The following is an 18,001-nucleotide window of genomic DNA, read 5'->3' as shown; positions in this document are numbered from 1 at the left end:
GGATACCTCCTTATCCTTTTCCTATCGCCCAATAGGGGCCGCCTGCACCGGCTCCCTTACGGGCCTCGTTCATAATCAGCGACAGATCCCACTCCTGCTGACTGCGCTTAAAACTGGCCGGGTCTGCCACCAGGATTTTCCCTTCGCTAGTTACACCTCTTAAAACAATAAAATGGCCGCCAGAAGTAAAGTGCCCCTTGCTCATAATGACGACCACCAGTTTCCCCGAGGAAAGCGCGTCCACAATATCCTGTGCGGATAAATTCCCCGCACAGGATAACCCCCACGCTTTCGCAGCGTCCGGTATCAGTTGATGATAGGAACCGTTGCCTGCGCAGTAATCACCGTGATCCACTGACCATTGTGCCATCGTGGGCGGGTCCACTGTTTTCCCCGAGAGGCTGGATATCACAATAGACATTGCGGTGGGGCCGCAAGCGCTCGTGCCGATTTTATCCGAACCATAGGGTTTATCTGCCCAGCGTTCATCTAACTGGTTAAAATACACGACCTCCGTGGACCCATTTTTGAAAACGACATCTGTATAACTATGTCCGCTGCCTTCAGTATAATCCCGATCATAGATGCCGATGGACTGGTTGTAACCATAATCTTTTTGAAGATTATCCACAGTTGTCAATTCGTCGCCAACCAGCCACCCGGCCAATGCGGAAAACGGGCTGGTAATCAGATATAAAATTAAGGCGATAAGTAAGACTGCGGCGATTGTTGGCCCCAATATAAGAAGGAGCAGACGCTTTCGCGTCTGCTCGTCAGTCGCGGCCTGTGCCGCCAAGTGCGCCAGTATTTTAGAGATAATCGGGTCCAATGCCATACACCTCCTGATCCACAAAAAATCGTCTCAGGCTTTCGTAAAGTTACCTGAGACGATTTATGTTTTTCTTAGATTTTTTTCTACACCTATCATACAATCACTCTGTTCCGGCCTGTGGCTTTTGCCTTATAAAGTTTCCTGTCCAATAATCCGATAATCTGTGTCAAGGTGTTGACATCATCCGCTTGATACAGGGTTTGCACTCCAAAGCTGCAAGTCACCCTGATTGTCTTACTTTTACCTTGGAAATCTTTTTGTGCGATTGCATTTCGGATTCTGTCCGCCATTTGGACTGCCGCCTTTTGGCTGATTTCAGGCAAACAAAGAAGGAACTCGTCCCCTCCATATCGTGCTGCCCAGCCGTCCTTGCGCCGAATTTGATTCTGAAAGATGCTTGCAACATCCCTTAAAACACAATCTCCCGCAACATGTCCATGCCGGTCATTGATTTTTTTAAACAGATCAATGTCCGCATAGAGAAACGAAACCGGTTCGCCATTTTGAAAAGCACGGTTTAGTTCTCTTGGAAGCTGTTCGTCAATAAATCTTCGGTTATAGAGATTGGTCAGTGGGTCTGTAATGATAAGCTCCTGTATGGATCGCATGGAGGTGGCATTCTCTTCTTTTGTGCTCCGTTGGATCAGCTCAATGACGCAGGGCCTCCCATCAATTGTAACAGCTAGATTTACTTTAAGAGTATCTCTGCTTATGGAAAGTGTCGCATTTTGAAAGGCCAGGGCATCTACTGACAAAATTTCCGAAGTATCCTCGTCCCGGCTTTCGTAAATCAGTTTTTCAGGTTGCTGGCACCAGATGCGAATACTTTTGAAAAAGTTGCGGAGCTGTTGTACTGATTCTACTGCCTGTGATAAGTTATCAAAATTCATTTTTCGTACCTCATGGGTCAGGTCAGGCAATCATGAGATGCAGGACCTTTGGGCCGATTATAATCTCCTTTTCAGTTTTTATATTTACTTCTTTAATTGCTATATAAAATAGAATAGAGTATTGCCCGTCGTCGATTCCAAAATAACGGGCAATACCCACAATACATGAGTACCATGCAAATCAATCCAGGAGGGACGGCGTACCGCCTTTGGGTTTCGGCTATCCTCACAGGGAAACCCTGTCCTAATACTGCCTATGGCGTCGCATCACTCATGATATTGCCTTAATAATGTTACCTATGTTCTATACTTAACGGATAAAGAATATCTCCGTCTTTCGCTTCATGCAACCTTTGGATGCACGATTTGCAAAAGCATTCATTTCCTATCCGCACAAGGTTTGTTGCAGCTCCGCAAAGATGGCAGCCGAAGACGGCCTTTCGAATGGTGATCTTATCATCTTCCAGTTTCAGGTCTACATCGACCTTCCCTTTAATTTTGAGCGCTTCTCTGTACTCAATCGGAAGGACGATGCGCCCCAATTCATCTACTTTTCTGATCACAATCATATCCTCTTTTCATCACCTTGTTATGTTAGGTTTAGTACATGTACTGTAATTGGTACATGTACTAAATTATAAAACATACTTATCATAAAATCAAGAACAATTAAGAGGTGATTTTATGATAAGCTACGCACCGTTTTGGAAAACACTCAAAAGAAAGAAAATTACGACATACATACTCAGAGAAAAATATCATATTAGTCCAAGCATTCTAACAAGAATGAAAAATAACGAATACCTAAATATGCGTACAGTAGAGGATTTTTGCAAAATCCTGAATTGCCGTTTGGAAGATATTGCAGAATATATACCAGATGAATAGGAGTAGGCGAGAATTTGCGTTTAGATGTCCGCCCACTCCTGTTTTTTATCGTCCGCCTGCGGTCCCCATGTACAGCAACTTGTAATCGGGGATTTCAAAATTGATATGCAGCCTCTTTGCTCCCACCATAAACAGAGCGTGACCGCGTTTTCTTGCCAGAAGAAGTTCCTGTTCCGCATCCGTCAGGTCGTAGAGCTTGGCGGTTTCCTTGAGATTCGGGCCATCTGTTCCCATCAGGATTTTGTAGCAGGGAATATCAAGAAGCGCCTGCCCATATTGCCGGACGTTTTCGGAAAGGAAGTCAATAATGCTATGGGAAATGATGGCCAACGCACTTTCGTACTTCCTTGCCCGCTTCATCACATTACGCAGATAGACAAGAGACTGCGGCACCTTTGGGTCAATCATCAAATATGCCTCGTCGCAGATTAGCAGCACCCGTTCCTCTCGGTTTCGGCTCATCTGCTCCCAACAGTAGGTCAGAATGTTAAAATACTGTGTCCGCTTGATGCTGTCGCTGGTTTCCTGCAAGGCGTTCGTATCCAGACAGATAAACTGGCTATTGCTGGTGATGGTACTGTGGCCGTTCCAGATAAAGCTGTCCGCACCTTCCGCAATATCGTAAAGGAGCAGAGCGAGATCCGCGTAAGCCTGTCTGTCCTGCTCGGTGTCCGCCTTTTCCTTTACCAACTTATACAGATCGGAAAAGATGGGGAAGCCCTCCGGCTTTATAACCGAAACATCCGTGTCCCATGTGATACCAAAGTCCCGGTACAGTTCAATCAGGCATTTTTTTAGGACGGCTCTCTGCATATCGGTTAAAGACGGAATGTACAGACTGAAAAAGATTTCCAGGTTCTTCATATGCAACGCCAGATCATTCATGCCGTAGCCCTCGTCCCGGTACAGGCGGTCGGCGTCTTTTTCCTGTTCATCATCGCGCGGGGACGGGCGGACCTGCAAGGGATTGATCATGCCGGAGGAACCGCCTACTGCGTTGATCCAATCACCACCCAGGTTGTGGCAAAGGTCCTTGTATTCGGATTCAGGGTCTGCCACGATGATTTTTGTGCCTTTCATAAACTCCGACATGATGATGTGCTTGATTGCCGTGGATTTCCCAACACCGGAATTGCCCATGATCACAAAATTGCTGTTGGTGCGGTCGCCACCCCCGCCGCCACACATCCACAATGACAAGGCCGCCGCTGGTATCCTGTGCAAAATAATAGCCCTCTCCGTCATTAAAGCCGGAGCTGGCGAACGGGAAACCGCCCACGAAGGTGGAAAGCGGTACGATTTTTTGCAGGATGCTTTCTATTTTCGCGTTGGTTGGGAAAGATGGTGAGATATGCTGGAAGCACTCCTTTTGAAGATTCGGGATTACCCGCATTTTACATTTCAAGACGCTGATCACGCTTTCCGTGCGGCGGCAGACCTTTCGAAAAGTGCGTTCATCTTTGGCAAACGGCATAATCGACACACTCATCAGGCCGACCGTTTCCCCTTCACGGTCAATCTGCAGCATGATTTTCTCGCCGTCCTCGGCGGCCTTCTCCGCCCGTTGGCGGGCCAAGGGATCTTTCGCTCCTTCCGCAAGTCCTCGCTGTTGAACGATACTGCGGGAGATCGCGTTAATCAGCGCAGCGTTGTCCACCGGCTTGAAGCCGATGGATACGATGGTGGAAGGGATATTGGTGATTTTGGACAGCCATTCCTTCTCCACCTTTTGGGGATACCGGATCAAGCCGTATATTTTGCCGATATTTTCACCTACGGAAAGGCTGTTCTTAGTAAATTCCAGCCCTACAGGGGTAATAACATTGAGCAGGGCGTGATTGGTCACGCTCTGCTCTTGTACAAATTGTTTTTTCGCCATTCTGCTTGTACACCTCCATTTCGGTATTGTCGGGTATGATTTCTGTCACTCTTCCATGTCGATGGTGGGGATACTGGTCTCATATTCCGTATCCTCCAAATGGGTATAGGACGGATTGTTTACGAGATTCAAAAGCCGCACGATCTCCTTTTCCGTCAGCATGTCACAGCCGATCCCATTGGTGGTAAACTTCTCTGCCAGCAGTGACGCCCGTTTATACAAATCCTTTTCTACTCCATCCTCATAACGCTCCCAAATCGAAATGTAAAACTGGCGCTCCACAATATCGCCGGACAGGGCATAACTGCTCATCTGCAAAATCTCCTGCCTCAAAAGCTCTTTTCGTCTGTCGCCGGCAGTTTTCAACATCCCCTGCATGTCGGAAATGAGGGGAGTAATATCCACGGGCCTGCTGACCGCCATAAACTTAAAGGGGTACTGAATATCCGACAATTCAGCAGTGAGCTGACGGATCAGATTGTTTTTTTCGCCCTTGCTGTACAGGTCGATGCTGATGGCGTGTATCCGCAGAAAGCAAAGCACCAGCCCGTCTCTGGTAAATAAATACCGGTCTTTCACATCCCGCACATTGATAAACTGCTGCGCGGTCTGAATGGCCATGGTTGTTTCATCTGAAGCAGGGCGTTTATTGGTGTGCTTCAAGGCCAAAAGCAAAAGACCGCCACCCACAAGGGTGACGGTCAGCATGATAATCGGGAATAACAGTCCCTGCATTTATCGTTCCTCCTTTTCTTCCTCGTCCGGCTGCGTCTGACGGTCAAGCAGTTTCCGGTAACGCCGCCGATCTTCTTCGGCCTGCGGAGAATCCAGGTATTCCTCAAAGCGCATATACCCACGGGCATATTCCAGCTTATCCTCAAGCCCGGTGCTGCGTTGGTAAACGTTGAGCAGGGCGTCAAAATCGGAAATGCCTTTTTTCTCCGCGTACTCTAAGAGCTTCCGGACATTTTCAAGTCCTACGTCAAGATCGATAGAAAAACTGCCCATGGTACGATACCATGGGCAGTTTGGGTTATATTCCATCATGAAGCTGTTCTGGTCCAGGTCGAATATCATCCGCATTTGAAAGTTGCCGTGCTCTGCATAGTCCTTGTTGTACTGCGGCATTTCATCCGGTGGAATTCGCTTACAGAACATATCCGCATCGTCAAGCCGGGGATTCCGGTAATTTCCGGCATAGTCCAGATGTTCATAGACCTGGCTGATTGGCGGATGCTCCGGTAAGGCTTCCTGAACCGCCTTGGCCTGCGATAGCCGCAGAAGCGGTGAAAGAGCGTTCGCCCCGTAGAAAACGGAGAAGAAATGATTCTCTCCGTTTTCCCGAATGATATAAATTGCAGGGTTACTCATCGCGCCCGCCTTCCTTCATCGCTCGTAATCCTCGCTATCCTCCTGCGATTGTTCCACGGCCATCTCACAGACTTCTTTCGACAGCACATTCAGCAAATCCTTATCGTTCAGATAATCCGTGCAGCAGTTCAGATAGTCCAGTTCCTGCTCTGTGGCGTTTCTAAAAGGACCGGCGCCGTAAGCAAAAGAAGTCACGGCAGCCGGAGCGTATGGCTCCACATTGCGGAATCCCATCAGGTCCCGATATTTTTCAGAGCTTTGAATGTCCAGCCGATTGACATGTCCCGGAAGCAGAAAGCCTTCCTGTACACCGTCACGCGAAAAGCTGACCTGAGAGTATAAGATGCCGCGATCCCCGCGCAGCTGGTCAAGCTCCTGCTTTTCGTTTTCACAAAACTGCTCCCCGAATTTTCCTTTCATCCTGTATTCGCAGAGCATATACGGAAAGCTGTTCAACTCGCCAATGCTCTCCAAGTAAAGGCACTGATGCTGTAGCTTCGTCAGGTCTTTCTTTGCGTCCAGAGAATACGCCCATGGACGGGAATAATGCTCCACCTGCTGATCCTTGAAGTAGATATATCCCTCATGGTCATATGTCATAAACTCCACGCCAAGATGATAGGGCTTCGTATAGGTCCCGGCAACAACGCTTTCATACAGCTTGTCAACAGCCGCTAAACCGGCCTCATTCAGATAGCCGTTGATACCCAGCTCCAAAAGCTTCAGGTGCTGGGGAGAAAGGTCGTTCCCGTCGTTGGTTTTTTTCAGGATCACAAGATATTTATCCATTTTCGGCATGAAATCACCTCATTCCACGGGACGGATAGTGTAGGCTAAGTACCCGACGCCTTACCATGTTGCCATGGCAGGTTTCCAGATACTCGCCCCCGAACCGTACTTACGCCTCTCGACGTATACGGCTCTCCGATTACACTCTACTTTTACTTGCCTGTAATTTTTTCAAAACAGGTATCACAAACGACTAAGGTTTTTCTGTTCATTTGAATCATTTTTCCTTCCCACTCGTTTTTGCCAGTCAATCCTTTCAGCTTCCTGACGTGGTGAACCTTTGCATGGTTTGTCCACTGACCGCAAAGCTCACATTTACCACTCAACAGCCGCCCGATCAAATCGCTTTGGCGATTATATTTCGTTGCGGAGTATGACTGAATTTCGTCTTTGAAGTCTAGGCTCACCGTTCGTTTCGGAAAACTGCCTTTTAGGAATGTGGCTCTCTTAACATCTCCGCCTTTTGTTACGTAGCTGACTCCAAACACCCCGTTAACTGAGTGCCTGTTGATTGTTTGGCGCAGGTTTTCGCGGAATTTCATTGCAAAGGTCTGGTACATGCTATATTCCATGATGTAGTAATACTTTTGCAATTTTGCCACGTTGTTCGCTAAACAATAATAGTTGTACAATCCACGTATTTCGGCATTGTAGATGCTAAGAATTTCGATGGGTTCTTGATTGATAAGGTCTTTTCTCACTTTGGGCTTCCAAATCTCTTTTCCGTCTTTCTGGATAATTTCCATGGCACCACACCCAACTAATTTCTTTACCCATTTGGCGTGGGGCATGAATAGGCGAACACGTCCGTTAAATGCACGGACTTTCTGCCCATTGCTCATTTTTTTGTAATCATTGCTTCTGGATACAGAGATTTCATACCCGAGGAACGATGCTTTTTCCTGTGCATGTGTGACGAGTGTCTTTTCTTCCGACATGTCGAGGTTGAGCTTCTCTTTTAGAAAATTCCCAAAATCGGTTTTAATGGTTTCGGCATCTGCTTTACTTCCAATTACACCGCAAAGGAAATCATCCGCATACCGGCAGTACAGCAGGCGACGGTAACTTGAATCCATTGGATTTGTCGCCGGGACCTGCCTGGCCTTCGCGGTGAGCTCCTCGACCTCTGCCTTGGCCTTGCCTTTTTCTTCTGTCGTAAGGCTTTCCCATTTTGCTCGGTATTTAACTCTTAATTTCGACGCTTCGTCGGAGTACCAGCGGTACTCCTTGTTTCTTTCGCGCTTTTTCCCGTTGTTGAACTTATTGATATATTCTTCAACGTAAGAGTCAAATTCGTTGAGATAAATGTTGGCGAGTACTGGACTGATTACAGAACCTTGCGGGGTACCGGAGTATGTGGCATTGTACTTCCAATTCTCCATGTATCCTGCCTTTAAAAATTTCCATATCAGGGAGATGAAACGCTCGTCCTTTACCCGTTTTCTCAATATATTCACCAGAATATGGTGGTCGATGGTATCAAAATATCCTTTGATGTCACCTTCAATGAACCACTTTACCCCCGTGAAATTCCTTTGGATTTGGGTCAGCGCAGTATGGCAGCTTCTATTGGGCCTAAAACCATGAGAGTTATCGGAAAAATTGTTCTCATACACACTTTCAAGGATTAACCTTACCACTTCCTGTACCAATTTATCATCGACGGAAGGAATGCCCAACGGACGTTGTTTCCCATTGGATTTCGGAATATATACCCGTTTTGCCGGACAGGGTTGATAACTGTCATTCCGCAGCTTATCAATTAACCTGCGGATGCGTTCCAGTCCCATCCCATCAATTGTGGTGTTATCCGTTCCTCTCGTCATATTGCCCTCTTTGTTATAGAGGTTTCCGTATGCCAAAAGATAAAAATCTTCGTTATACAGATTTCGGTACAGGCGTTCAAACTGATAGTCTTTGTCGCTTGCTTTCTCTTGTAGAGTTTTCAATACCTCAATCGGATTTCTCAAGTGCCTCACGCACCTCTCTAATATTTTAGTATTGAAGTAATCTGCTCTGCTTCGCCATGTACAAGGTTTTCCCTTGCTCGGACTACTACCAGAGCTCCGTTGCCATATTGGATATTCAAAGACTGAATCTTATAGCAGAATATTCTGCATTCCAACTTAGGCAATCCCCATTTAGGATAGATAAAACATGGCTTATTGCGTTCTCGGATACGACTTTCGTCATTTTCTGCTTATTGCAGTTAGCCGGTTAAGGGTACTTGTGATTTCCCGACTGGCATAGGAAACCACCTTTAACCGCATAGCGTTTATAGCCATTTTCCGCTATGGCCTTCGATACAGCACCTTTGACTATCGTTCAAGCAATCCAGCTTTTATCCTTATACGCAACGTTTCGTTTCGGCATTCATTCGCCACATAATGACTTGTGGAATTATGCCTTTTACAACATGCTGTTTTTGCCTTTTGGGTTTCCCCTCGAGCTTAGTTGATAACGATGGGCAATCAGTACCTTGCCCACTGCCTTGCCAAAGACAGATTTTTATCTATCCCACGCTTCACGCATATGTGTGAAGCTATATGGGCGCACCCAGTCGTCAAATAACGATCCGCGAATGGTTAAGCTATCCGTCAGATTGATTTGCAGCATCCCGGCAGGTGTCCATGCGTCAATACACTCCGCATAGGTTTTGTACTGTCCGTCAGGGAACCACACAGGTGAAAAATGGCAGGGCTGCCCGTAGGTGCTGTACTTGCTTTTTTGAAACTCAAAGGTGCTGGAAAAGCCGGTCGTCAGCCGCTGCAATAACCGCCAGTACGTCGAATAGTTGAACTCCGGAAAATAGGCAACCACATTCTGCGCTCCCGTGATCTGGCTGCTGGGTGCGGATGATTGAATCCGCGCAGAGACATAAGCATCCAGACCGTATCCGCTTTTCATCGTTTTCCCGGAAGCCGTGGGGGACTTTGCATCCGGCGTAGTCTGCAACGTGGCTGAGAGGCTGGCTGAATAGGAAAGCCAGGCGTATTCATACCACCCTTTGTCTTCCCACCAGCCGTCCTCATTCCCGTCCTCATTCTCACCGCTACTGTGCCACACCCAATCCTCATGCCACCAGCAATCCCATTCGCCCCAGGTTCGCGTTGTGGTGCTCGCCTGATTCGGTACAGAGGGGATTGTAAATTTATCATTGCGGTCGTTGGCCTGCGGATCGGGTGGCTGGTTCTGATTTAGGTCAACAATATGCACCACAATCTTACTGCTGCTGACGGAGCAGTTGCTTGTGACTGTGATCGCCACAGTTCCGGGTTCCTCCGGCGTCCGCCATTTGACCCAGGCCAACTGCGAATCTCCTTCGGGAATGTAAATATCGCTGTGGGTATATGTTTTCCCGTTGATACTGAATCGGGCATAAGCGGGGTTTTCCGGCGTTTTTTCAGAGCCGGTTGTAAGCGTGACCGCCGTGATTACGTCGGTGTCGCAGCGATAGGTCACGCTGCTTTCCGGCGCCGGTGCAGGATCAGCTTCGGAAAAGCGGACGATTCCAAGGCCAAGCTCTGCGATAATGGTATCGTCGCTCTGCGCTTGCGTGGTGGAACCGTTCCAGGCTGGAAACCCTAAATCGGGTGTCTGAAGGAATATGGATAGAGGCAGATTTTTGTGACTCAGCGATACCATTTTGCTCCGCAGGCCGTTTCCGGTCTGCCTATTGTAAAGGGCGGCCTCGGTAGCAGTCATGGCAAACATGACACCACTGTATTTGAAATAGGCCATCGGCTCCACTAAAATTTTGTAATTACCATTGATCAGAGTGTCGTAGTCAAATCCTGTTGCAGCGGCTATGTCATGAATTGTCCCTGAACGGCAGAAATAGCTTCGAATCGCCGCAATGTTGTTGCCCCCATTGTCACTGATGATAGTTGGCATGGCCTGCCTTGGTTTATAGCAATCGTATTTAGTGGTGCTGGGATGCAATCCTGTACTTCGATAGGATATTTTACTCACCTTGCCAAAATGAACCGCGATATCACCATTGGTACTATTTGAGAAATCAATAGGGGTAGATACCGGGGTATTGTCACTGTCACGGATAATGGTCACGCGCACACCGTCACGTCCCGGTGTCCAGGAGTTTTCGCCCGTGCCCTGTCCCATGTCGCCGCCGCCACCATCCATGTTCCCATCGGCGGCAAAGGCGGTGGAAGTCAAAGAAAAAAGCATTGCCAATGACAGCAATGCACAAATCAGTCTTTTCAAGGTTCACCTCCAACAAAAAAAGGATACAGCCATAATGACTGTATCCTTTAAGATAGGCTATTCTCTTTTACATGTCTCCAACCGAATCTCCTGTTCCTGCATTTGGGGCCTCATGCACGTTGGACCCTCCACCTTCGTCCTCAATCCAACCAAACCCCGGCACGTAAACTTTACCGTCCTTTTTTTCGCCGCCTTGCGGCTGGCTCTGCTTCGTACTGCCTTTCGAGGATTTTTCGCTGGATTTGTCAGGCGCTGTGGCAGGAGGGGTCGCCTCAGAACGTGTCTTTGGCTTCCCATCGGAAGGCTTGCTCTGTGCCGCGCTGCTGGCAGGCGCAGAGGATGTTTCCGGCCGCGTGGAAGAAACGGTATTTTGGCTGGTTGTTCCGCTTTCCTCCGGAAGTGTCGCTTCTGGCTGCGGGGTTTCCGGCACCACAACTTCCGACTCTGAGGGAGTAGAACTCGTTGTGGCTGGCGTTTTCTCTTGGCTGCCTGCGGCGCTGCTGAAATAAAACAAACCGACAATAAGGCACACTGCCACAAAAGACAGTCCGCCGATTAGCACTTTTTTCTTGGTGTTGTAATCCTTCTTCATGCTATGGACCTCACTTTCATTTTGAAATGAATGGTTCAGCCCTATTTACCCGTATTATTCTTTACCCGATTTCATTATATCCTTAATTTTCCTGTGAGTCCAGACATTTTTATGAATCTGATTGCCTTTCTGTGAAATATCAGAATTTGGGTGCATAGGCTGACCTTGTACATATCTGCATCGTAAGCGGCGGGAGTCGATCCCAGCCGAAAGATAACGGGATTTCAATGGTGACGCGGGCGTCCACTTCAAGATTTTTGTCTGCGTTCCCCGGCGTCAGGGGGGCGTTCGCAATGTCCACGGCAAGTCCCGACAGACGGTATTCATAGCCGTTTCCCTCCGCTTTGACATGATACCCGTCCGACGCCGTAGTGCCCAGCAGCTTATCAAGGCGGGCATACACATCGTCGTAATCAAGTTTTTCCTGCCAATCTGCGCCGGACAGGGTATAGCCTCCGGAGTATCCCTCCCGCAATCCGTTATAGGTATCATCGTAATTCGTGGCCGCCACTGTGACTGCCGCCTGCTGGAGTCCGTCGCGGACGCCGACCACAATAATGCCGAGCCGGAAAAACTCCGAGACGGCGCAGATCAGGAGCAGCAGCCCTAAAATCAGGGCGACCGTCAGGGGCGTGGAAGCGCCGCGTTTGTCTTTTATAATTTTTCGCAATCGCATCATACTACCCCCTTATTTGTAATAGACTTCGGATTTTCCGGTTGCCTTGGCCTGAATTTCAACAGGGAAGGGACCGAAGATGAAAAATCCAATGTCCACCGTATCCGTCAGCACCACTTCCATATCGCCGTCAAGCTGAACCTTGTTCCCGCTGTAGTAGTCGCAGTTCCAGCGGATTTTCGGGTCAAGCCCCGTCTGCTCCCGCATATCGGCAATCCGGGAATCCACGCTGGTTCTGCCCTTGATTTCCGCCTCCCGCACGATTTCTGTTGCAAAGGTGTCAAGCTGCTGTTTGGCGGTAAAAACCGGGAACAGGCTTACCGCGAAAGATACCACCAGCAGTAAGCAGAGAACGCCGATTGCTATGTCTAAGTATCCCTCGCCCTGTTTTGATTTTAGAATCTTTTTCATCATCCGGCGCCCTCCTTAAAACATTCCCGACATGGCGCCGAGTATCTGATACCCCATGACCCCCATGTACAGCAGCAGCATACAGCCCAGGAGCAGGAAGGAAAACTTCCGTATTTTCGGCGGGCGCTCCATCGCCAGCCGTTTCAGGCGCTGTAATTCCAGTTGCTTCATATCGTGGGACAGCATTTGGAAGAATACCACGCCGTCGTCCCCGCGCAGTACGCCGATCAAACCGCGCACCACGTCCGATAACATGGCGCTGGATACTCTGGCCTCAAAACGGGTCAGCGCTCCTTCAAAGTTGCCGGTGCGCATGTCGGCAACCGTAATGGCAAGCTCGTTTTTCAGCGCTTGCCCGGCGTTCTTCTGGTAATTTTCCAGAATGGACAGCACATCGCGAGAAGCTTTCAGCTCCTGCACCAGCGTTGCCACGAAGCGGGGCAACTCATATTCGATTTCGTTTCGCCTCGCGGTTATCAGCTTCTCCGCCTTGCCGCTCTCCGTAAAGTAAACACCGATCCCGATGATGATGAAGGCCGGAGACAGAATGGAGACAATCAACAGGCAGGGAATGATCCCGAGAAAGATCAGGCCCGCCTTGACCATCGCCTGCGCCACATACACCTCGGGGGTCATATTGATTTCCGCGGATTTCAGCGTGGCGGTCAGCTTGCGCCGCTTGTATTCATCCATCGGGAGTATCTTTGCGAGCTTTTCAGCCAGTTCCATAATGAAAGCGTCGGAATCCCGGACCTGCTTCCTCCGTTTCCTGCCCAAGTTTAAAACGGCCTTTGTCGCCTTATAGGTCGGGATGCGAAGGAGCTCCGCTAAAACCAGGTAAAGCCCCGCCGCAAAAAACAGGGCAAATAAAATCAGAATCAAGTTTTGCAATGTTACCACACCTCCTAACGTTTGTATTCGATTGGGCGCATATGTTTGGCAACGGCGGCCACCGAGAAGAAAATTGCGGCGGCGCAAATTGTCAGCAGGATTTTCCCGACCTCTGTGAACATCAGAGTGTGATACCAATCCTTATTCAAAAAGTACATCAGGGGAATGCTACCAATCAGCAGCAATACCATGGTGATATATTCCTTCACCGGCTCAAAGAGCAGCAGATCAAGCTCTGCTGTCACCACCCGCATGTCCGACAGCTTTGCGACAATCGGCGGCAGGGTGCTTTTCAGGTTGTAATCATCCTGACACGCAACCACAGCATCCACCCATTCGTGAAAAACACTGTTATCAATCCCGGCTTTCATCCCCTCCAACGCCTCTTTTGTGTTGGAGTTGATGAGCTTTGCCTGCAAAAGGAAGTTGCGGAATACCTCCGCGACCGGAGGGTTTAAGTAAGGCTGGTTTTCGTCAATAGCCCGGATGATGGTGTTTTTGCCGCGAAGGTAGCTGGTGGTAATGATCGACAGCGCCGTCTCCAACTCCGTATTGATCTGCTTTTTATGCCGCCCAGCCGTGAGCTTCACATAGTAGAAGGGTAGAAGTGCCAGTCCCGCCGCCAGCACCGGCACAAGAAAACCGTTGTTCATGGTAAGCGAAATCATAGCCCCTACGACAAACAGAATCATGGACAGGATGCAAAGCGCGGTAAATGAGCCGCTTTTCCCGGTGACACGCAGAATTTCCCTGGTATCCAGAAACAACAGCTTCAGGCCCTTGGGCTTCTTGTTCTTCCGGCTCTTTTCGATCCGGCTTTTCATGGAAGTTTTTCGCGGTTTTACATAGGCCGCCAGCCCCTCCAGAAAAGAAAAGGGCGATAACGAAAGCAGAAGAAAACTGCCTGTTACCGCCAGTAAAAACGCAATCGTTACGAGTACCGCCAAGGTTTCATTCCTCCATTTCTTCTAAATCTTCCATAAAATCCTCATAATCCTTACTCCGCGTTACCGTATCCGGCACCTCATGCAGATGGTCGATCATGTCCCGGTGGCTCTCCGGCAGGGTTTCGGACGCAATTTCTTTTGCCATATCGGAGAAGTCCCCCAGGAAGCCCCAGCAGCTATCGGTTTCTTCCCCGTTCTCAAACAGCCGGAAACCGTAGCACTCTCCGCGCAGATAGTGGTCGTAGCTCTCCACCTCGGATTTCAGCAGAGATTCAGCTTTCCCATAACTCTCCGGCGTCAGGCTGCCGTACTCTTTTTGAATATCCTCCGGCGTGGCGTAAATCCAGCCCACCTGACCGGAATCCCATTCGGCGTGCTGCGCCCGGCCAAGAAATGAACTGACCGACATACTGAGCAGGGAGTGATCGTATAGGTTGAGGGGCAGAATGACATTTTTCTCCGACGCCAGCGTATGAAGATCGGAATTCAGCAAGGTATCCACAAGACTCTCAAAAACCTCCTGCCGGTTGGCCTCCAGCTTTCCTTCCAAGGAGGCTTCGGAAAACCACTTTTTGAATTGCTGATCATAGCTGCTGATTTCCCAGCTTCCGGCAGAGCGGTCATACTCCAGTTTCACGTCGCGCGCTTTCCCGGATTTCACATATTCGATCACCGTGTCCGGTGAAATGCTGCCCAGCACCAGCCGCTTCAACAAATCGTTCGTATCCTCAAATTGATGCTCATCCCCAAGACGGTAACGGCTATGCCAGCAGATCATATGTCCTAAATTGTCATAGTCCGTGCGGGGATCGGGAGGGTCCTCATCCTGCATGATTTGCAGAAGATAAGGCGCTTTATAGGCGATCATGCTCATAAGACACGCCTCCTTTACGCGGTCAAAAGACGCTGCTGTAATTTCAGTGGCATCCCGTTATCGCGGAGCTGCTTGCACAGCCGTTCGGACGGACCGTTGACCTTTTCATAGTGTCCGACGAGCTTCGGCTTTCCGTTTTCCAAGAGGGTATCCGTAATGTTGAAGCGGTACAGGGTACGCATGACGGGCCTGCAGTTTATGACCTCCACACACTCCGCGATCTCCATGATGCGGCGGCTGTTGTCCTCCAGTTTTTTAGAATAAGCCACAACGGGGAATCCCCTTGTGGCAAGCCCCATCAAGGTGGTATCGTCCATGGAGCTGCTCTCTTTACAGAGCGCCGCCATGCGGTAATAGGTATCCTCGCAGCCATTGGCATGAATGGTAGTCATGGAGGTATGGCCGGTATTGGCGGCTTTAATGGCCTGAAAGCTTTCTTCGCTTTTCATCTCCGCCACCACAAGAAAATCCGGGTGCATGGTAAGCGCCAGTTCCAGCAGTTTTACCATGGATACCACCTGTTTCGGATCATCCGAGTCCTTGGTCAGAAAATGGATCACGTTATTCAGCACCCGCCCGGACCCGTCGCGCTTTACACAGTCAAATTCACGGCAGCCCTTCTCAATCGTGATCAGCCGCTTGTCGTTTGGTATCTGCTCAAGTATCCAGCTCATCAGGGTGGTTTTTCCGGAGGAAGTCGCCCCGGTCATGCACATGGAAACGCCATAGTTGAAAAAGATGGAGAGCATATCCAGCATTTCTGCGGTGGCCGTGCCGTAGCTCACAAATTCCTCTTTTTTGAGCTTGCGGGGGTTGACGATACGAATAGACACGGAAAGGCCCTTGTCCTCATCCACAATCTCCGGCGCGGTGGCCGTGATGCGGATTTTGTTGGACAGGTGGCCGATGACATAGGGCTTGGCGTTATCCAGAATCATGCCGGATTTGTGCAGCATACGTTTGATCACGTCAAGGGCGTGCTGGGGTGAGGTAAAGGACTCCTTGGTGGGAAGCACCTCGCCGTTGGCATAAATGACCTTTACATCGTCCCACTCATTGATGTTGACTTCCTCAATATCATCGCGGTACAGGTATTTGGAGAGGAATGAAAAACCGGTCATTTCACCGTACAGCAGTTCCGCAAGCTCATCCTGCTCCAGATCGGCAACGCCGATTTTCTTTTCCTCCAGGTATCCCCGAATATAACTGCCGATCAGTGCACGGCTTTTGTCGGGATGATCGTTCAGCACGGCGGAGTAGTTTTTGGTGATGTACTCCTGCACTTCCTTCAAGACCTCGGCAAAGGGGCGCAGAGAAAACTCTCCGCCGATTAGCCCTGCATTGTTGTGAATGTTTAAGATGTTGTCCAAGTTTTGTCCCCCTTTCGGACAAGGATGATCTCATATAAACGCTTCGGGCAGACCGGAGCCTTATCGCTTCTCGGTCTGCCCGGCTGGTTCCAGCTTCCGCCCTTATTCGTGTAGCAATAGGAAAAGCCGCTTGCCAAAAGGCTTTTACCGCTTTCATCCGCTAAAATATAGGTGATTAACCGCTCGTAGCCCAGAATTTTTGCCGCACGGCGGCAGGCTCCGTACAGTTTGGAACAGGCGTTTTTCGTGCCGTCTGTGCAAAGGCGCAGGACCTCCACCGTCATGTGCTGATCGATGCGCCGGGAGCGCGGCCTACCCACAATAGCGACCCCGCACAGCCTGCCGTCCTCATAGCAGGCAAGAGAAAAACGGTGTCCCCGCACCGCTCTGTGATGCCTGTGGTGTTCCGTCACATAGGCGTTGGCTGCTTTCAACTCAATATGGCCGACCGTAAGCATCAGAACTCACCCCGGTTTCTGCCGAAGGGCAGTCGGAATCCCGGTCTGCCTTTGGGATTCCTGTCCGGCTCCGCTCTTGTCTGCTCCGGTTTTACCGGAGACGGTATTTTCCCCTTTTTGGCAGCCTTTTTCGGGGGCACCTTCTCTTTCGGCTTTTCCGGCTGAAGCCCCAGCAGCTTTTCTATAGAGGAAGTATAAGCTGTGCTTTCCGGCTGGGTCAGTGGCAGGAGCAGCGCCAGTTCATCGTACTGCCGCTCCAGCTCCGGCACATAGGGCAGGATGCCGTTCACACCGCCGTACTGCTGGGCGGCGGCCTCCCAATCCTGTCCGGCTCTGTAATTTCCGATGATCATGCTGTGAGTATCCTTGCGGAATCGGCTGTCCGCCAGCATGGGGTTGTGGGTCATAAAGTAGGAAACGCCCTTTAGATTGGCCGTCCCCAGCTTCAGCACCCTGTCCGCAAGCTCAATCCCCACAATGGAGGCGGGGTCTGCTTCCAGAGTGGAGGCGCAGTCGATGATAACGTAATCCGTCAGATGGCGGAGCAGAACGAAAAAATCCACCGCCTTATCCCTTGTGATTTGCGGGTACATCATCAGGCATTCCCCGGCGCGGTATCCCAAAAAGCTGATATATTCACTTTCCTTCACCGGTACGCAGGAGTTCAGGATGGTCGTCTGCGTCAGGGATGGGGCGGTTAGCAGGCTCCCGAGCGAAGTGTCGTGCGTTGTTCCGGCAGGCAGGACCGTGGGGATTACCGGTGTAAACGGGTCGCAGAACACGACGATCACATTTTTCTTTTCAGCCGCCAGCGCAAGGGCAAGTTTAAGGGCAGCGGTTGTTTTCCCGCTGCCCGGACTGCCCATGACGGCAATTACCTTGTCTGGCTCCATCGTTCTCCCTCCGTTT

At 49.8% G+C, this 18,001-nt stretch carries 18 protein-coding genes and 1 pseudogene; 1 reads left to right on the top strand and 18 read right to left on the bottom strand.

What is annotated here, in order from left to right; translation table 11 throughout:
- Positions 1-10: 10 nt before the first annotated feature.
- From HCR03_RS08590 to HCR03_RS08580, 3 genes are all read right to left on the bottom strand, one after another.
- Positions 11-835, bottom strand: coding sequence for a C39 family peptidase (locus HCR03_RS08590; RefSeq protein ID WP_187037685.1), 825 nt, complete (start codon positions 833-835; stop codon positions 11-13).
- Between the two features lie 89 nt (positions 836-924).
- The gene (locus HCR03_RS08585) at positions 925-1,722 is read right to left on the bottom strand and encodes a GGDEF domain-containing protein (RefSeq protein ID WP_187037683.1); all 798 of its coding nucleotides are present in this window, start codon (positions 1,720-1,722) and stop codon (positions 925-927) included.
- A gap of 293 nt (positions 1,723-2,015) precedes the next feature.
- Positions 2,016-2,285 (bottom strand): AbrB/MazE/SpoVT family DNA-binding domain-containing protein, encoded by a 270-nt coding sequence (locus HCR03_RS08580; protein WP_187037681.1) that lies wholly within the window; start codon positions 2,283-2,285, stop codon positions 2,016-2,018.
- A 121-nt stretch (positions 2,286-2,406) separates the two neighbouring features.
- On the opposite strand from HCR03_RS08580, the gene HCR03_RS08575 reads away from it, so the two are divergent.
- Positions 2,407-2,610 (top strand): helix-turn-helix domain-containing protein, encoded by a 204-nt coding sequence (locus tag HCR03_RS08575; RefSeq protein WP_187037678.1) that lies wholly within the window; start codon positions 2,407-2,409, stop codon positions 2,608-2,610.
- Between the two features lie 45 nt (positions 2,611-2,655).
- On the opposite strand, the pseudogene HCR03_RS08570 reads toward HCR03_RS08575, so the two are convergent.
- The 15 genes and pseudogenes from HCR03_RS08570 to HCR03_RS08500 all read right to left on the bottom strand — a co-directional run bounded on the left by HCR03_RS08570 (position 2,656) and on the right by HCR03_RS08500 (position 17,985).
- Positions 2,656-4,489, bottom strand: a pseudogene (locus HCR03_RS08570) (VirB4 family type IV secretion system protein).
- 45 nt (positions 4,490-4,534) lie between these two features.
- Positions 4,535-5,224: a hypothetical protein gene (locus HCR03_RS08565; protein WP_187037676.1), complete on the bottom strand. Its 690-nt coding sequence runs from the start codon at positions 5,222-5,224 to the stop codon at positions 4,535-4,537.
- Positions 5,225-5,860: a hypothetical protein gene (locus HCR03_RS08560; protein WP_187037674.1), complete on the bottom strand. Its 636-nt coding sequence runs from the start codon at positions 5,858-5,860 to the stop codon at positions 5,225-5,227.
- 15 nt (positions 5,861-5,875) lie between these two features.
- Positions 5,876-6,658 (bottom strand): hypothetical protein, encoded by a 783-nt coding sequence (locus HCR03_RS08555; protein ID WP_187037672.1) that lies wholly within the window; start codon positions 6,656-6,658, stop codon positions 5,876-5,878.
- Positions 6,659-6,801: 143 nt separating this feature from the next.
- A complete protein-coding gene (locus tag HCR03_RS08550) occupies positions 6,802-8,619 on the bottom strand; it encodes a reverse transcriptase/maturase family protein (RefSeq protein WP_187037670.1) in 1,818 nt (605 codons plus the stop codon).
- Positions 8,620-9,157: 538 nt separating this feature from the next.
- Positions 9,158-10,873, bottom strand: coding sequence for a hypothetical protein (locus tag HCR03_RS08545; protein ID WP_187037669.1), 1,716 nt, complete (start codon positions 10,871-10,873; stop codon positions 9,158-9,160).
- A gap of 67 nt (positions 10,874-10,940) precedes the next feature.
- Positions 10,941-11,465: a DUF6550 family protein gene (locus HCR03_RS08540; RefSeq protein ID WP_187037667.1), complete on the bottom strand. Its 525-nt coding sequence runs from the start codon at positions 11,463-11,465 to the stop codon at positions 10,941-10,943.
- A 139-nt stretch (positions 11,466-11,604) separates the two neighbouring features.
- Positions 11,605-12,144 (bottom strand): hypothetical protein, encoded by a 540-nt coding sequence (locus HCR03_RS08535; RefSeq protein ID WP_228725160.1) that lies wholly within the window; start codon positions 12,142-12,144, stop codon positions 11,605-11,607.
- Between the two features lie 9 nt (positions 12,145-12,153).
- On the bottom strand, positions 12,154-12,552 hold the full coding sequence (locus HCR03_RS08530) for a DUF4320 family protein (protein ID WP_407926861.1): 399 nt from the start codon (positions 12,550-12,552) through the stop codon (positions 12,154-12,156).
- Between the two features lie 15 nt (positions 12,553-12,567).
- Positions 12,568-13,443, bottom strand: coding sequence for a secretion protein F (locus HCR03_RS08525; RefSeq protein WP_187037662.1), 876 nt, complete (start codon positions 13,441-13,443; stop codon positions 12,568-12,570).
- A gap of 14 nt (positions 13,444-13,457) precedes the next feature.
- Positions 13,458-14,390 (bottom strand): type II secretion system F family protein, encoded by a 933-nt coding sequence (locus HCR03_RS08520; RefSeq protein ID WP_187037659.1) that lies wholly within the window; start codon positions 14,388-14,390, stop codon positions 13,458-13,460.
- A gap of 4 nt (positions 14,391-14,394) precedes the next feature.
- Complete coding sequence (locus HCR03_RS08515) at positions 14,395-15,264, bottom strand: hypothetical protein (RefSeq protein WP_187037657.1); 870 nt, start codon at positions 15,262-15,264, stop codon at positions 14,395-14,397.
- 14 nt (positions 15,265-15,278) lie between these two features.
- The gene (locus HCR03_RS08510) at positions 15,279-16,634 is read right to left on the bottom strand and encodes an ATPase, T2SS/T4P/T4SS family (RefSeq protein WP_187037655.1); all 1,356 of its coding nucleotides are present in this window, start codon (positions 16,632-16,634) and stop codon (positions 15,279-15,281) included.
- The gene (locus HCR03_RS08505; RefSeq protein ID WP_187037653.1) at positions 16,619-17,092 is read right to left on the bottom strand and encodes an XF1762 family protein; all 474 of its coding nucleotides are present in this window, start codon (positions 17,090-17,092) and stop codon (positions 16,619-16,621) included. Before HCR03_RS08505 ends, HCR03_RS08510 begins: the two co-directional genes overlap by 16 nt.
- On the bottom strand, positions 17,092-17,985 hold the full coding sequence (locus tag HCR03_RS08500; protein ID WP_187037651.1) for a zeta toxin family protein: 894 nt from the start codon (positions 17,983-17,985) through the stop codon (positions 17,092-17,094). The genes HCR03_RS08505 and HCR03_RS08500 overlap by 1 nt, the downstream gene beginning before the upstream one ends.
- Between the last annotated feature and the right edge of the window lie 16 nt (positions 17,986-18,001).

The organism is Caproicibacter fermentans (assembly GCF_014303955.1).
Lineage (GTDB): Bacteria > Bacillota > Clostridia > Oscillospirales > Acutalibacteraceae > Caproicibacter > Caproicibacter fermentans.
This window is presented reverse-complemented; position numbering and strand designations above follow the sequence as displayed.

What these genes read in the sequence shown, in the direction of transcription:
- HCR03_RS08585 (WP_187037683.1), bottom strand. Translation starts at nt 1,722, where the DNA reads ATGAATTTTGATAACTTATCACAGGCAGTAGAATCAGTACAACAGCTC.
- HCR03_RS08535 (WP_228725160.1), bottom strand. Translation starts at nt 12,144, where the DNA reads ATGATGCGATTGCGAAAAATTATAAAAGACAAACGCGGCGCTTCCACG.
- HCR03_RS08530 (WP_407926861.1), bottom strand. Translation starts at nt 12,552, where the DNA reads ATGAAAAAGATTCTAAAATCAAAACAGGGCGAGGGATACTTAGACATA.
- HCR03_RS08505 (WP_187037653.1), bottom strand. Translation starts at nt 17,092, where the DNA reads ATGCTTACGGTCGGCCATATTGAGTTGAAAGCAGCCAACGCCTATGTG.
- HCR03_RS08540 (WP_187037667.1), bottom strand. Translation starts at nt 11,465, where the DNA reads ATGAAGAAGGATTACAACACCAAGAAAAAAGTGCTAATCGGCGGACTG.
- HCR03_RS08555 (WP_187037672.1), bottom strand. Translation starts at nt 6,658, where the DNA reads ATGCCGAAAATGGATAAATATCTTGTGATCCTGAAAAAAACCAACGAC.
- HCR03_RS08500 (WP_187037651.1), bottom strand. Translation starts at nt 17,985, where the DNA reads ATGGAGCCAGACAAGGTAATTGCCGTCATGGGCAGTCCGGGCAGCGGG.
- HCR03_RS08515 (WP_187037657.1), bottom strand. Translation starts at nt 15,264, where the DNA reads ATGAGCATGATCGCCTATAAAGCGCCTTATCTTCTGCAAATCATGCAG.
- HCR03_RS08590 (WP_187037685.1), bottom strand. Translation starts at nt 835, where the DNA reads ATGGCATTGGACCCGATTATCTCTAAAATACTGGCGCACTTGGCGGCA.
- HCR03_RS08560 (WP_187037674.1), bottom strand. Translation starts at nt 5,860, where the DNA reads ATGAGTAACCCTGCAATTTATATCATTCGGGAAAACGGAGAGAATCAT.
- HCR03_RS08565 (WP_187037676.1), bottom strand. Translation starts at nt 5,224, where the DNA reads ATGCAGGGACTGTTATTCCCGATTATCATGCTGACCGTCACCCTTGTG.
- HCR03_RS08575 (WP_187037678.1), top strand. Translation starts at nt 2,407, where the DNA reads ATGATAAGCTACGCACCGTTTTGGAAAACACTCAAAAGAAAGAAAATT.